Origin of the sequence: Pseudomonas sp. (assembly GCF_030683065.1) — a bacterium.
Taxonomy (GTDB): Bacteria; Pseudomonadota; Gammaproteobacteria; order Pseudomonadales; family Pseudomonadaceae; genus Aquipseudomonas.
Window position 1 is genome coordinate 25,701 of record NZ_JAUXMX010000019.1, and the last position, 14,569, is coordinate 40,269.

Genomic DNA, 14,569 nt, shown 5'->3' on the forward strand with positions numbered 1-14,569 from the left:
CGGGGCGGCCGCTCCTAGCCGCGTTATACGCACCTGTTGATTCCCGGCTATTGCTTGCTCTGCAGATAGGCGCGCCAGCCGCCGAAGTGGCTGATGTCCTCGGCGCCTTGCAGGCCGTAAGGTTCGCAGATAAAACCGCTTTCCCATGTGCCGTCTGCCAGCTGCACTTTGCCCAGGCCCAGCGGCGCGGGGATGCCGGTGAGGAAGGAACCCAGCTCGCTGCTCGGCAGCGCCCAGACTTCCACCGCGATGGCCACACCGCCCTCGGCGACCCGAACCATTCCCGGTCTAAAGGGCGGGCCGCCGGCCAGGGCATGCAGTCGATAGTCGGCCGAACTCTGTGTGGCTTGAATCAGCTTGGCGCCGCGCTGCTTGAGCTGCCAATTGAGCGGCAAACCATCCAGGTGCGCACCGCAGACCACCAGCCGCGCCTGGTCGTTGCGCGCGATGCTGCCCTGGCCGGCGAGTTTTAACGTGCGGCCGCCAGCCAGCGGCAGCTGATGTTGACGCTGCAGGCCGTCGGCCAGGCTGAGTAGGTATTGATCAGTAAAGGTGCGGCCGAACAGGGTCACGCCCCAGGGCAGGCCGTTTTGCATAAAACCCGCGGGCACTGCGACGGCGGCGTAGTCGAGCATGTTCATGAAGTTGGTGTAGTAGCCCAGGTCGGAATTGCGCTTGACCGGCTCGGCGTGCAGCTCGGCGAGAGTCACCGGGCGCGGGTAGGCCGGGGTCAGCACGCAGTCGAGCTCACTCATGATGCGCTCGCAGGTGGTTTTTAGGGCCTGCAGGCGGTACTGCGCGCGAAACAACTGCACGGCGCTGGTGCCCGGCGCTTGTTCCAGTACTGCTTTGATTACCGGGAGTACTGCATCGGGCTGGGCTTCGATCAGTGCTCCGGCGACGCTGTAGCGCTCGGCTACCCAGGGGCCTTCATAGAGCAGGCGGGCGGCTTCGAGAAAGGGTGCGAAGTCGATCGTCACTGCTTCGCCGCCCAGCGCTTTCAGGTGTTCGACAGTGGCAGCGAATAGCGCCGGGCTCTCTGGGCAGCCAAGGAACTCCAGCTGTTCGGGCACGCCGAAGCGAAAGCCCGGGCGCGGTGTGCCGAAGGCGCTGCCATCGTTCCACAACGGATTGACGCGGCTGTATGCATCGCGCGGGTCGAGCCTGGCGGTCAGCGCCAGTAACTGGCTGGCCTCGGCGGCGGTAGCAGTGAAGTAGGTGACGCAGTCCAGGGTGCGGCAGGCGGGCACTACGCCGGCAGTGGACAGCAAGCCCTTGCTGGCTTTCAGGCCGATCAGGTTGTTCAGCGCGGCCGGCACTCGACCGCTGCCTGCGGTGTCGGTACCCAGGGCGAAGCTGGCCACCCCCAGGGCCACGGCCAGTGACGAGCCGGCGCTGGAGCCGCCGGACGGGTAATCCGGGTGCACGCTGTTGCGGCATTCGCCGTAGGGCGAACGGGTGCCGTTGAGGCCGGTGGCGAACTGGTCGAGGTTGGTCTTGCCCAGCGGCACGGCGCCCAGGGCAATCAACTGCTCGACCAGGGTGGCGCTCTGCTCGGGTGTATAGGCAAAGGCTGGGCAGGCGGCAGTGGTGGGGATACCGGCCAGGTCGATATTGTCCTTGATGGCGAAGGGCACGCCGTACAGCGGCAGCTCGGCCACCGACTTGCCGTCGAGAGCGGCCAGGTAAGGCTCCAGTTCTTGCGCCGTGAGCAGATGGATGAACAGGTTGAACTCGGGGTTAAGCGCCGCGGCCTGCTCGCGCAGGGCGGCGATCAGTTGGCGCGGGGTGGTGCTGCCGGCCTGGTAGGCGGCTTTTACGGCGTCGAGACGCAGGTCGAATTCGTGGGGCATGTTGGTTTCCTCGTCGGGGGTGCGGGGCCGCCTAGGCCTTGCGCACCGCAGTGTTCAATGGTGCGCGCGGCGCACCCTACGGCTGCATCTTGGTTTCCGTCAGACTTCTTCCAGCACCACCACCCGCTGGCCGGCGCGTACCGGCGAGCCGGGTTGTACGCGTACCTCGCTGACCAGGCCGTCACGCGGGGCGAGCAGGGGGATTTCCATTTTCATCGACTCAAGAATCACCAGCACATCGCCGGCCTTGACCCGGTCGCCGACAGCCACCTGCACCTGCCAGAGGTTGCCGGCGATATGGCTTTCGATGCCGTGCTGGCCGTTGCCCAGGGGCGCGTCCTCGCCGAGATCGGGGGCGACTTCCTCGCTGTCGAAATGCGCCTGGCCCGATTCGATCCAGCGCTGGCGTTCAGCGTCGAAGGCGCCGCGCTGCTGATTGCGGAAGGCCTCGATGCCCGCAGCCTCGCGGTCGAGAAAGGCCTGGTAATCGGCCAGGTGCAGCTCGCTGTGTTCGATACGCAGGTCATAGCGGCCTAGGGGAAAGTCGCGGCGGATGCGCAGTAACTCCTCGGCGGAAACCGGGTAGAAACGGATCTGATCGAAGAAGCGCAGCAGCCAAGGCTTGCCGTCGAAGGCCGCCACTTCGCGGTAGCGGTTCCACATCTGCAGGGTGCGGCCGACGAACTGGTAACCGCCGGGGCCTTCCATGCCGTACACGCACATATAGGCGCCGCCGATGCCCACCGAGTTTTCCGCCGTCCAGGTGCGCGCCGGGTTGTATTTGGTGGTGACCAGGCGATGGCGCGGATCCAGCGGGGTGGCCACTGGCGCACCGAGGTAGACGTCACCGAGGCCCATCACCAGATAGCTGGCCTCGAAGACGGTACGGTAGACCTCATCGAGATTGGGCAGGTCGTTGATGCGGCGGATAAATTCCAGGTTGCTCGGGCACCAGGGCGCGTCCTTGCGCACCGTGGTCATGTATTTGTCGATGGCCAACTGGCAGGCCGGGTCGTCCCAGGACAGCGGCAGATGGACGATGCGCGACGGCACCTTGAGGTCTTGCGCGGCGCACACCGCATCCCATTCGCCGGCAACTATACCGAGCAGGTCGCCAAGGGACAGGGTTTCTGGCTGGTAGTGCACCTGCAGCGAGCGGATGCCGGGCGTTAGGTCGATCACACCAGCAAGTTGTTTGGCTTCCAGCGCCTGCATCAGCGCATGGCCACGAAAGCGCAGCACCAGATCCAGCTCAGGCGCACCGATTTCCAGCAGCAGGTGGGTGTCACCGGACAGGCGTGCGACCAGGCGTTTATCGGCGTGGCCGATGTCGAGAACGATGGGGCTTTGTAGCCCGGATGCAATCCGGGGGCTGTTCGCCGCAGTATCCCCGGATTTCATCCGGGCTACGAGATCGTGAACTTCTTCATTTTGCGCCTTGGCCAACTGCCGCGCGGTGGCGATATCCACCGGCGCAAAGCGCACTTTATCCCCCGCCTTAAGCTGCCCCAGTTGCCACAGATCGGCTTCGATAATCGTCACCGGGCAAACGAAGCCGCCCAGGCTCGGGCCGTCCGGGCCGAGGATTACCGGCATGTCGCCGGTAAAGTCCACCGCGCCGATGGCGTAGGGGTTGTCGTGGATGTTGGAGGGGTGCAGGCCGGCTTCGCCGCCGCTGTCGCGTACCCACTCAGGTTTTGGCCCGATCAGGCGTACGCCGGTGCGGCTGGAGTTGAAGTGCACTTCCCAGTCGGTGCTGAAGAAGGTGTCGATATAGGCCGGGGTGAAGTATTCCGGCGCGCCGTGCGGGCCGTAGATCACGCGGATTTCCCGCAGGTTGGGCAGGGAGGTGCATAGCTCGGCAGGCAGTTGCGCGCCGGCTTGGCGGTCGGTCAAAACCGGGATATGCAACACATCACCGGCACGCAGGGCCCGGCCGCCATGGCCGCCGAACTGGCCGAGGGTAAAGGTGCTTTTGCTGCCCAGATAATCCGGCACCTGAATGCCACCGCGCAGGCTGAGGTAAGAACGCGCGCCGCTGCCCGCGATGGTGCCGAGGCTCAGGGTGCTGCCGGCCTTGATCAGCAGGGCGGTGTTCAGCGGCTGCTCGATGCCATCGAGTTGCAGCGGGATAGGTGCACCAGTCACCGCCACCACGGCATTGGTGTTAAAGCGCAGGGTCGGGCCGCTCATGGTGATTTCCAGGGCGGCCGCGCCTTGCTGATTGCCGAGCAGGCGGTTGCCCAGGCGCAGGGCGCGGCTGTCCATTGGCCCGGACGGCGGTACGCCAACGGCCCAGTAGCCGAGACGGCCGGGGAAATCCTGCACGGTGGTCTGGGTGCCGGCGCTCAGCACTTCGAAGGTGTGCGCCTTATAGGTCAAACCTTCCAGGCAGCGGGTCCAGGGGTTGCCGCTGGCAAATGGCGCGTCAGTGAGGATCTGGCGCAGGTACTGGCTATTGGTTTCCACGCCATACAGCACGGTGTCGGCCAGGGCCTGGTTAAGAGCGCTGCTGGCGGCTTCGCGGCTATCGGCCCAGGTGATGACCTTAGCGATCATCGGGTCAAAGTAGGGCGGGATCTCGCAACCGGCTTCGACCCAGGTGTCGATGCGCAGCGCTTTACCGTCCGCCTTGGGGAAGTTCACGGCGGTGAGCAGGCCGGGGCTGGGCTGGAAGTCGCGGCCCGGGTCTTCGGCATACAGACGCGCTTGAATAGCGTGGCCGTTGGGTTTCAAGGTTGTTGCCAATTCGCTGAGTGGGGGCAGATCACCCGCCGCCAATTCGATCATCCAGCGCACCAGGTCAACGCCCCACACCTGTTCGGTCACGCCATGCTCGACCTGCAAGCGGGTGTTCACTTCAAGGAAATAGAAGCGCCCGGCCTCACTGTCGTAGACGAATTCCACGGTGCCGGCGCTGCGGTAACTGACTGCCTTGGCCAGCTTGATCGCTGCGGCGCACAGCTCGTCGGCCATGCCGGTCGGCAGATTCGGTGCTGGGGTTTCTTCAAGCACTTTCTGGTTGCGCCGCTGCACCGAGCAGTCGCGCACGCCAAGGGCCAGCACTTCGCCGCGACCGTCGCCAAATACCTGCACTTCCAGGTGGCGGGCGCGCTGGATGTAGTTCTCGATAAACACGCCGCTGTCGCTGAAGTTGTTCTGCCCCAGGCGTTTGACTGCGTCGAAGGCATCGCTCAGCTCGGCGGCGCTGTTGCACACGCGCATACCGATGCCGCCACCGCCGGCAGTGCTTTTCAGCATCAGCGGATAGCCCACTTGATCTGCGGCGATCAGCGCGGCGTCGAGGTTTTCCAGCAAGTCGGTGCCTTCGAGCATCGGCACACCGTGCTGCTTGGCCAAGGCGCGGGCGGTGTGCTTGAGGCCGAATACGCGCAACTGCTCCGGCGTTGGGCCGACAAAGGCAATACCAGCGGCTTCGCAGGCTTCGGCAAAGGCGGCGTTCTCGGAGAGAAAGCCGTAGCCGGGGTGGATCGCCGTGGCACCGCTTTGTTTGGCCACGGCGAGAATTTTCTCGACCACCAGGTAGGTGTTGGCAGCCGGGCCTTCGCCCAGGCTATGTGCCTCATCGGCCTGCTGCAGGTGCAGGCTGGCGACGTCGGCTTCGGAGTAGACGGCCACACCTTTGACGTCGAGCTGGCGCAGGGTGCGCAGGATGCGGCAGGCGATGGCGCCACGGTTGGCGATCAGGAGTTTGTCGAACATTCGAGGTGTCCTCGAAAGGGGCGGGCCGTCCCGCGGTATTCGGTCTGCACCCCGGTCGTCCGGGGTGGAAAATTCGTTTTTCGTAGGATGGGTTAGCCAAAGGCGTAACCCATCGACAGTCACATTTGATGGGTATCGCTGCGCTCAACCCATCCTACGAATCCTTTGCTGGCTGCTGTTTCAGACACTGTCCGGAGCGGCTCTGGCATAGGTGGAATAGCCAGCGGCGTAGCCCGGATGCAATCCGGGGATTGGCACAGCTGGGTGCCCGGGTTGCATCCGGGCTACAGGAGCCAAGCTGCCTTAATCCCACACCAGCACTTCAGCCGGGGTCGGGTTGTAGCCGTTGCACGGGTTGTTCAGTTGCGGGCAGTTGGAGATCAGCACGATCACGTCCATGTGCGCCTTGAGCTCGACGTATTTGCCGGGTGCGGAGATGCCGTCCTCGAAGGTCAGGCCGCCTTCGGGCGTCACCGGCACGTTCATGAAGAAGTTGATATTGGCGCTGATGTCGGCCTTGTTCAGGCGACCATCGTTGAGGCTGGCGCGCAAAAAGTTGTCGCGGCAACTGTGCATGTAGCGCTTGTCGAGGGCGTAGCGCACGGTGTTGCTCTCCTGGGCGCAGGCACCGCCGAGGGTGTCGTGACGGCCGCAGGTGTCGGCGACGATGCTCAGCATCGGTTGGCCGAGGTTGGAATACAGCACGCTGCCGGTGGTCAGGTACACGCGGCTCTGTTTGCGCAGGGTGCGTTGCACGTCGTAACGCTCGCGCGGGTTGCTGGCGCTGTAGAACAGGGTGTCGACTGCCTGATTGCCTTGCAGGTCGAGCAGGCGCAGGGTCTGGCCGGCTTTCACTTCGCAGAGAAACGGCTCGCCGGCACCAATGGTGGCGCGGGAGATGGCGGCTTCGGGGTGCTTGTCGCTTGCGGTAAGAGTCATGTGCGCCGGCCTCAGATATACAGACGTTCGGTGTTATGGAAGCCACGCGCGTTCTCTGGGCGCGAGGTGCGGCACAGCACGCTGATGCCGTCGCTTTCCACCTTGTGCCAGCTCAGTTGCAGTGGCTTGGGCGCATACACCGGGTTGGGGTCCATGGGATGTTGCAGGGCGGTGAGCACCACCAGGGTGTCCATCGGTGCATACAGCTCGATGTAGTCGCCGGCCTTGGCGTTGCCCGGCTGGAAGTGGAAGCAGCCGTCGCTGTCCACTGTCACCTTGCTGAACAGATTCAGGCACATCAGCAGGTCGGCAAGGCCCAGGTTCCACTTGCCCATTTCCACCAGCAGGTTGTCCACACCGTTGCGGAAGAAGCCGTTGCGCAGTTGTTGATAACTGCCGCTGCCGTACTTCTCCCGCACTTCCTCAGCGTTGAGCACGCCGCCAAAGCTGTCGTGCCAGCCGCAGGTGTCAGCGGTGATGGCAGCCAGCACCCGGCCCATGTCCGAGTACAGGCAGTGGCCAGCAGTCAGCTTGGCGGTGTGCTGGCACTTGAGGCTGTCCGGCAGATTGAGACGTTCACTTTTCTCGGCGGCATTGAGCAGCAGCAGGCTGGCATTGGCACCGCCTTCGAGGTCGCTGATGCGTAGTAACTGGCCGCGCTTGAGCACGAACGAGGTGTGGCCGCCGCCGGGAACAAGTTCCTCGTAAAGCGTGGGGCGCAGGGTTAATGAGGCAGTCATCTGATGCTCCTTACACAGCAGGTTGCAGGTTGCCGGTGATGTGCGGCGGCAACGCCTCGACAGCTGCGCGGGTGGCGCGGCGGTCGCTGTTCAGTGGGATGTCGTAGGTGATGCGCGCGCCGAAGGCATTCGGCGCGTGCGGGTCGACGCGGACCTTGTCGAACACCAGCAAGCGGGTGCCAAGGCTGAAGCCTTCACTCAGGTCATGGGTGACCATGAATACGGTGAGCCGGGTTTCGCGCCACAGATCGAGCAGTAGTGCATGCATGTCCTTGCGAGTGCCCGGATCGAGAGCGCCGAAAGGCTCGTCCAGCAGCAAGACGCGCGGTTGCATGATCAACGCCTGGGCGATGGCCAGGCGTTGCTGCATACCACCAGACAGCTGCGTCGGGTATTTGTCCAGGGCGTGGCCGAGACCGACTTTGGTCAGCATTTGCGCGGCCTGTTCGCGGGCCTCGCGCTTGGCCCGACCGAACAGCCGGCCGAGCAGGGGCGAGCGCGGCAACTCCAGGCCGATGGTGACGTTGTCCAGCACGCTCAAGTGCGGAAACACCGAGTAACGCTGAAACACCACGCCACGGCTGGCATCCGGCTCGGCGGCGAGTGGTTCGCCAGCCAGCAGGATCTCGCCGCGGCTGGCGCGTTCCTGACCCAGCAGCAGGCGCAGGAAAGTTGACTTGCCGCAGCCGGAGGCTCCTACAAGCGTGCAGAATTCGCCTTCGCTGATGTTCAGATTCAGGCGTTCCAATACCACCTGATCGCCGTACTCCTGCCAGACGTTGTTGACCTGAATGAAGGCGCTGCTTGTTTGATCGCTCATGCCTTGGCTCCTTCATACCAGGGGAAGCACACGCGGATGGTCTGGCGCAGGCCCAGGTCCATCAGCCAGGCGAGCAGGGTGATCCAGGCCACGTAGGGCAGGATCACATCCATCGCCATATAGCGGCGCACTAGGAAGATCCGGTAACCGAGGCCGTCGGTGGAGGCGATGGCTTCCGCCGCAATCAAGAACAGCCAGGCCGAGCCGAGCACCAGGCGCAGGGCGATCAGCAGACGCGGCATGATGTGCGGCAGGACCACGCGCAGGATCAGGGTCCAGGTGCTGGCCCCCAGGGTTTGCGCCTTGATCAGCAGCTCCGGTGGAATCTCGCGGGCGCGCTGTTCCAGATCGCGGGCCAGCACCGGGGTGATGCCGATGACAATCAGCATCACCTTGGACAGCTCGCCGAGGCCGAAGGTGATGAACAGGATCGGCAGAATCGCCAGGGGCGGCACCATCGACAGCACCGTGAGCAGCGGCGACAGCGGCGCACTGAACAGCGGCAGGCTGCCGGCGGCGATGCCCAGGCACAATCCGACCACGGCCGCGATGCCCAGGCCCATGCCGAGGCGCTTGAGGCTGGCGCGGGTGTCCTCCCAGAACAGGTACTTGCCGCTGCGCTTGTCCTCGGTAAAGGCCAGGCGATCAATCGCCGCGACCATCTGCGTGGCGCTGGGCAGTAGCTTGTCGTTGGGATTTTCCGCCAGGCGCTGCGCCGAACTCATGAAGTAGGCGAACAGCAGCAGGGCGAAGGGCAGCAGAACCAGCATAAAGCGACCGCTGCGCTGCGGGTGTCGGTTGATCAGGCGCATGGCAAGGTCATACCTCGGTGGAACGCTGTAGGAGCCAGCTTGCTGGCGATCAATGGCGACGCGAATGCGCCGCCGGACGTAGGATCGCCAGCAAGCTGGCTCCTACCATGGGCCGTTGGTTACAGCGTGTCGTCGGCGGCCATTTGCATGTAGGTCGGGTCGAAACGCAGCTTGAGGTTGCCCTTGTCGCCGGTGACGATGCCCTTGGCGAAGCTCATGCCGATGGCATCGCTGCTCTGCGCACCTTCGCCGAGCAAACCATGGCTGAAGGAGAACTCGGCCACCTTGCTCATGGTCGCTGGCAGTTTCGGGCTGTTGGCGAATGCCACGGCGTCCTTGGCCGAATAGAACATCTTGGTCACTGCCAGTTGCGCCTCATAACCGGCCAGATCGGTGCCGGAGGCTTTGGCCATGTGCTCGCGGGCCGCCTTGCCAGCTGGGGTGTCGGCGCTCATGGTGGCCATGATTTCGTACCAGGCACCGGTCAGCGCTTTGCCGAACGCCGGGTTGTCCTTGAGGGTGTCGCTGTTGACCACCATCAGGTCGATGATTTCACCGGGGATCTGGCTGGAGTCGAACACCTTGGTCACGTTGGGCGTGGCTTCGATCTCGGCCAGCAGCGGGTTCCAGGTGGTCACGGCGGTGACGTCGCTGGTTGAGAAGGCGGCGACCAGGTCGGCATCCGAGGTGTTGACCACTTTGATGTCGCGCTCGCTCAGACCTGCACGCTCCAGGCCACGGGCCAGCAGGTAATGGGAGACGGACAGCTCGACCAGGTTGACGTTCTGGCCCTTGAGGTCGCCCAGGGTCTTCTTCTCACCCTTGAGCACCACGCCATCGTTGCCGTTGGAGAAGTCACCGATGATCAGCGCAGTGGAGTCGATGCCGCCGGCAGCCGGGATGGTCAGGGCGTCCATATTGGTCATGCTGCAGCCATCGAACTGGCCGGCGCTGTACTGGTTGATCGATTCGACATAATCGTTGATCTGCACCACATCGATGCTGATGTCGTACTTTTTCGCCCATTTATCGACGATGCCTTCGGCCACACCGTATTCCCAGGGCATCCAGCCGGCGTAGATGGTCCAGCAGACGCTGAAGTCGGATTTCGGAGCGGCGTGGCTATTGAGGCTGATGGCGGCGGCAAGGCCGGCAGCGAGAACGGAGCACAGACGGGGCGTACGCATAAGGAACCTCCAGTTCGAGAAAGGGCGGGCAGGAGTGCGCGGCGGTCTCCCCACTACTGGGGCGCGTTCTCCCGGGCTTTTATCCCGCCGTGTAACCTCGAAGGAGGTCGCCAACTCTCGGACCAGTCACTCGCCCATGCTTTTCGCATCGAACGAGCCGGAACCCTAGTCGGCTATTGCAAATTGTGGTGCCGCGATCCCGTAGCACTCAATGCACTACGGGGAATTCCTGCACACCTGAGACTAAGCGAACATCGTGCCAGTTGTGCCGGCCGCTCTGCCATAAGGGTTGCGCGGGTCAACGTGTGATCGCGGCCACGCCGTGGTGCGTGGTAATGGTGCGCGATTGCTGTGGCGTGCTGTGTTGCGGGGCGTTATTTAGGCAATGTACCCGCTAGCTGTTGCAGCAATGGCTAGGTTGGCACTGAGTGCAGCAGGCAGCGGCATGTCTCGTTGGACGTCGTCGCATTTCTCCTCAGGCAACGCGACTTGGCCTATCTCCTCGCAACAGTTTACGGGGCATAGCCATCACAAGCTTCGCGGACAAGTCCGCTCCTACCCAGCCGGGCGGTGAACCTGTGGGCGCGGACTTGTCCGCGATAGCGTTCGCCGCGACGCCGTGGTTCTCCTGAGGCCACGCGCCCTTATCTCCTCGCACAGTTAACGGGTACAGCGCTTTTCTCTTGGGCTTCGCCATGAAGCCGAAATGCAAAAATATCCGCCAGTGACTTAAGCGAACAGCATTGTGCTGCGAAGCCGGCACTTTCCCCCCGGGCCAGTTGTCTCAAGTAGGTACCGGGAAGGCTTGCAGTCGTTGGCCTTTTTTTGTCGTACTCAATCGAGGTCGCCATGCCCTATAAAGTCATGCTTGTTGCCCTGCTGGTGCTGTTTCTAAGCGGTTGCGCAGTGTATGGCGACGGCCATCGTTACACGGGCTATGACCGCCATTACTCGAACAACCACTATCGGGTGCAGCGTTATCCGGTGTATGTCGCCCCGCGGCATAACAGTTACAGCGAGCACCGCTACCCGCAGCGTCGTTACGATGATCGCCGGCATGATCAGCGTCGCTACTTACCTGCAGCGCAGCCGCGTTACTACAGCCATGAGCGTCGTACAGAGCCGCGCCACGACGGGCGCCGCGATCAGTTGCAATCAGGCCGGCGTGATCAGCGCGGCCACGACCACCGCGTGGCGCAACCGCACCAAGGTTGGAATGGCAAGCAGAATGGACGGCATAAGCCGCCACAACGCTTGTCGAACCTGCAGCAGCGCGCGGCGCAATCAAACCAGCGCTGGGATGGCAGGCAGGGCAATCAGCATAGGCAGCCACAAGGCTCGTCGAACCAGCAACAGCGTGATCAAGGCGCGCGCGGCGGCGAGCGGCGTGGTTGGGAAACTCAGCGCAACTAGTTGAACTGCCGCAGGCTCGGCGGCCTCAGCGGTGCGCCGAGCACCTGACAACGTCCTGGCGACGGCGTTCGACATGCCCACCTCTACGGGCGTGGTCTGGCGCCGCTCTACCGTGAGCCATTGGTTGCGTTCGCTCTTTTGCTGACCAGCAGCGGCGGTCTCAACGTGCCCCTCCTGTGCGCTTTGCTAGCATGATGGCAGTTGGCAATTGTGTTTTGTCAGCCTCGCCCGCAACATGGCACGAGCCTGCCGTGTGGAATCCTCAGTTTGCAGACTGGTCGTATCGAATTTTTGCGCGCATATCGTCGCTGGCCATGGGTGGCAGCCTTGCTGTTGGCCGTTGTGCTGGCCTGCGGTGCGTTGCAGGCCGACTGGGATTTCAACCTCATCAGCAAGCGCGCCGAGCAACTGTACGGGCCGCTTGGCCAGGGCCGTGGGCGCATCGATGATTGGCAACGACTGCTGCAAGAGCAAGCAGGCGTCAGCGAAATGGAGCAGCTGCAAGCGGTCAACCGCTTCTTCAATTTGCGCCTGCGCTTTCGCGACGATATCCAGATATGGAAGGTCAACGATTACTGGGCCACGCCCGTCGAGGCGCTGTTCCAGGGCGCTGGTGACTGCGAAGACTATGCCATCGCCAAGTACTTCAGCCTGCGCCAGCTCGGTGTGCCAAGTGAGAAACTGCGCATCACCTACGTCAAGGCGGTGCGCTTGAATCAGGCGCACATGGTGCTCACCTATTACCAGCACCCCCAGGCCATGCCGCTGGTGCTGGATAACCTGATCGATGCCATCGAGCCTGCCAGTCAGCGTACCGACCTGGTGCCTGTCTATGCCTTCAACGCCGAGGGGCTCTGGCTGCCCGGTGCTGGTGGCGGCAAACAAGTTGGGGACAGCAAGCGCCTCTCGCGCTGGCAGGATCTATTGAGAAAAATGCGCGCCGAAGGCTTCCCTTGAGAGCGACCCGAAGGAGTGGTTGATGTCACTGTTCAAGCAATTGTTTATCGCCATCTGCGTGCTGATGCTGGTGAGTTTTACCGGCAGTTTTCTGGTCAGCGTGGAAAGCTCGCGCGAGCAGCAGGCCAATCAGCTACGGGCGCATGCCCAGGATACGGCGACTGCGTTGGGGCTGTCGCTGAGCCCGCATGTCAAGGACCTGGCAATGATCGAGCTGATGGTCAGTTCGGTATTCGATAGCGGCTACTTCGAGAGCATCAAGGTAATCGACCCGGCGAATGACCAGGTGCTGGTCGAGCGCAGCGGTGTGCCGGTAAGCGGGGAAGCGCCACAGTGGTTCGCCAGCCTGGTGGATCTGGCGCCTGCCAGCGGCGATGCCATTGTCAGCGACGGCTGGCGTCAGGCGGCGCAGGTACACGTAGTCAGCCATCCCGTGTTCGCCGTCGGCAAACTCTGGCAAAGCGCCCTCGGTGTGCTGCTGTGGCTGGCGCTCAGTGGGTTGTTCTGCATCGGCCTGGGCGTATTGCTGCTCAAACGCCAATTGCGGCCGCTGGACTATATGGTCGAGCAATCCAACGCCATCGCCCGCCGCGAGTTTCTCAGCTTGCAGGAATTGCCCAAGACCCCCGAGTTTCGTCGGGTGGTCAATGCCATGAACCAGATGGTCGAGAAGCTCAAGGCACTGTTCGCCGAGGAAGCCGCACGCAGCGAGAAACTACGCGCCGAGGCTTATCAGGACAGTCTTACCGGGCTGGCCAACCGGCGTTATTTCGACCTGCAGTTGCAGGCGCGCGTAGGTGTCGACGAGCAAGCCTGCAACGGCTTCATGCTGCTGCTGCGGGTCAACGACCTCGCGGGACTCAATCAGCGTCTGGGCGGTCAGCGCACCGATCAGCTGCTCAAGGCCATCGCCGTGCAGTTGCAGCAACTCAGCCAGGGCCGCTACCTGCTGGCGCGCAATCGGGGCGGCGAGTTTGCCGTGTTGGCCGCCGGTCTCGACCGCAGTGAAGCCGAGCAGTTGGCCGAGAGCCTGGACAGCGCCCTGACCAGCCTGCAGCAGACCGGTGCCAGCGATTGTTTGCCGGTCGCGCATATCGGCATGACGGCCTTCGCCCCAGGCGATCAGCCCACTGCGCTGTATGCGGCGCTGGATGCGGCGTTGGCCCAGGCCAGCAGTCAGAGCCTGCAGAATTGGGCCTGTAGCGATCACGACACGCAGCTGCCTGCCGCTGATGAACGGCAGAGCTGGCACGGTTTGCTGGATCAGGCACTCAAGCAGGGGCGCTTCCAACTCTATGTGCAGCCGGTGGTCAGTGCGCTTGATCCTGCCCGGGTCTTGCACCTCAAGGTGCTGGCGCGCTTGCTCGATGAGCAGGATAACCCGGTACCGGCGGGGCGTTTTCTGCCCTGGCTCGAACGTTTTGGTTGGGCTACGCGTCTCGACCTGGCCATGCTCGACTGGGTTTTGCTCCAGCTGCAGAGCAACAGTAGCAATGTCGCCCTGAGTCTCTCCGGCAGCACCGTGCGCGATCCGCAGGCGCTGCAGCAGCTCTATGAGCGGCTGCGTCTGCATGCACACCTCGGCCCGCGCCTGACCCTGGAGCTGGACGAGGATCAGTTACCCGATGCAGCAGCCCTGGAGGCGCTGACCACGCGTCTGCGTAGCCTCGGCTTCAGCCTGGGGCTGCAGCACTTTGGCGGCCGCTTCAGCATGATCGGCAACCTGGCCAAACTGGGCCTGAGCTACCTCAAGGTGGATGGCAGCTACATCCGCGCCATCGACGCCGAGAACGACAAGCGCCTGTTCATCGAAGCCATGCAGCGCGCGGCCAACAGCATCGACCTGCCATTGATTGCCGAGCGAGTCGAAACCGACGGCGAGTGGCAGGCTTTGCGCGACATGGGTATCGAGGGCGTACAGGGCCGCCTGTTTGGCGAGCCGGGTCGCTGGGTTTGAGGTGATTGCCGTCGTATTGGCCACCAGACCGTAGCCCAATGAAATGGACTCCCCCCTCCTACGGCGTCTATGCGCCAGACTAGAGTTGTCAAAACAAAAGTCACGAAGGGAGGAGTCACCATGAAATTTAAGCGAATTGGTGTCGATTTGGCAAAGCAGGTGTTCCAG

General features: G+C 63.2%; 10 protein-coding genes and 1 riboswitch. Of the genes, 3 read left to right on the forward strand and 7 right to left on the reverse strand.

From position 1 onward, the window contains the following. Positions 1-47: 47 nt before the first annotated feature. From atzF to Q8K09_RS04420, 7 genes are all read right to left on the reverse strand, one after another. Positions 48-1,853 (reverse strand): allophanate hydrolase, encoded by a 1,806-nt coding sequence (gene atzF / locus Q8K09_RS04390; RefSeq protein ID WP_305253761.1) that lies wholly within the window; start codon positions 1,851-1,853, stop codon positions 48-50. A 99-nt stretch (positions 1,854-1,952) separates the two neighbouring features. Further along, the gene (uca, locus tag Q8K09_RS04395; protein ID WP_305253762.1) at positions 1,953-5,576 is read right to left on the reverse strand and encodes an urea carboxylase; all 3,624 of its coding nucleotides are present in this window, start codon (positions 5,574-5,576) and stop codon (positions 1,953-1,955) included. A gap of 303 nt (positions 5,577-5,879) precedes the next feature. Continuing rightward, on the reverse strand, positions 5,880-6,515 hold the full coding sequence (locus Q8K09_RS04400) for an urea amidolyase associated protein UAAP2 (RefSeq protein ID WP_305253763.1): 636 nt from the start codon (positions 6,513-6,515) through the stop codon (positions 5,880-5,882). Between the two features lie 11 nt (positions 6,516-6,526). Further along, complete coding sequence (locus Q8K09_RS04405; protein ID WP_305253764.1) at positions 6,527-7,255, reverse strand: urea amidolyase associated protein UAAP1; 729 nt, start codon at positions 7,253-7,255, stop codon at positions 6,527-6,529. Positions 7,256-7,265: 10 nt separating this feature from the next. Continuing rightward, positions 7,266-8,075, reverse strand: coding sequence for an ABC transporter ATP-binding protein (locus Q8K09_RS04410; RefSeq protein ID WP_305253765.1), 810 nt, complete (start codon positions 8,073-8,075; stop codon positions 7,266-7,268). Next, positions 8,072-8,887 (reverse strand): ABC transporter permease, encoded by an 816-nt coding sequence (locus tag Q8K09_RS04415; RefSeq protein WP_305253766.1) that lies wholly within the window; start codon positions 8,885-8,887, stop codon positions 8,072-8,074. Before Q8K09_RS04415 ends, Q8K09_RS04410 begins: the two co-directional genes overlap by 4 nt. Positions 8,888-9,006: 119 nt before the next feature. After that, on the reverse strand, positions 9,007-10,074 hold the full coding sequence (locus tag Q8K09_RS04420; protein ID WP_305253767.1) for a putative urea ABC transporter substrate-binding protein: 1,068 nt from the start codon (positions 10,072-10,074) through the stop codon (positions 9,007-9,009). A gap of 66 nt (positions 10,075-10,140) precedes the next feature. After that, positions 10,141-10,254: riboswitch (guanidine-I (ykkC/yxkD leader) on the reverse strand. A 669-nt stretch (positions 10,255-10,923) separates the two neighbouring features. On the opposite strand from Q8K09_RS04420, the gene Q8K09_RS04425 reads away from it, so the two are divergent. From Q8K09_RS04425 to lapD, 3 genes are all read left to right on the forward strand, one after another. Further along, positions 10,924-11,487 carry a hypothetical protein gene (locus Q8K09_RS04425; protein WP_305253768.1) on the forward strand — a complete coding sequence of 188 codons (564 nt, stop codon included), beginning with the start codon at positions 10,924-10,926 and terminating at the stop codon, positions 11,485-11,487. Positions 11,488-11,814: 327 nt separating this feature from the next. Further along, the gene (gene lapG / locus Q8K09_RS04430) at positions 11,815-12,444 is read left to right on the forward strand and encodes a cysteine protease LapG (protein WP_370869483.1); all 630 of its coding nucleotides are present in this window, start codon (positions 11,815-11,817) and stop codon (positions 12,442-12,444) included. A 22-nt stretch (positions 12,445-12,466) separates the two neighbouring features. Further along, positions 12,467-14,401 carry a cyclic di-GMP receptor LapD gene (lapD, locus tag Q8K09_RS04435; protein ID WP_305253769.1) on the forward strand — a complete coding sequence of 645 codons (1,935 nt, stop codon included), beginning with the start codon at positions 12,467-12,469 and terminating at the stop codon, positions 14,399-14,401. Positions 14,402-14,569 lie beyond the last annotated feature (168 nt).

Bases quoted from the DNA above. Each gene is read 5' to 3' on its own strand.
- atzF (WP_305253761.1), bottom strand. From the start codon at position 1,853: ATGCCCCACGAATTCGACCTGCGTCTCGACGCCGTAAAAGCCGCCTAC.
- uca (WP_305253762.1), bottom strand. From the start codon at position 5,576: ATGTTCGACAAACTCCTGATCGCCAACCGTGGCGCCATCGCCTGCCGC.
- Q8K09_RS04400 (WP_305253763.1), bottom strand. From the start codon at position 6,515: ATGACTCTTACCGCAAGCGACAAGCACCCCGAAGCCGCCATCTCCCGC.
- Q8K09_RS04405 (WP_305253764.1), bottom strand. From the start codon at position 7,255: ATGACTGCCTCATTAACCCTGCGCCCCACGCTTTACGAGGAACTTGTT.
- Q8K09_RS04410 (WP_305253765.1), bottom strand. From the start codon at position 8,075: ATGAGCGATCAAACAAGCAGCGCCTTCATTCAGGTCAACAACGTCTGG.
- Q8K09_RS04415 (WP_305253766.1), bottom strand. From the start codon at position 8,887: ATGCGCCTGATCAACCGACACCCGCAGCGCAGCGGTCGCTTTATGCTG.
- Q8K09_RS04420 (WP_305253767.1), bottom strand. From the start codon at position 10,074: ATGCGTACGCCCCGTCTGTGCTCCGTTCTCGCTGCCGGCCTTGCCGCC.
- Q8K09_RS04425 (WP_305253768.1), top strand. From the start codon at position 10,924: ATGCCCTATAAAGTCATGCTTGTTGCCCTGCTGGTGCTGTTTCTAAGC.
- lapD (WP_305253769.1), top strand. From the start codon at position 12,467: ATGTCACTGTTCAAGCAATTGTTTATCGCCATCTGCGTGCTGATGCTG.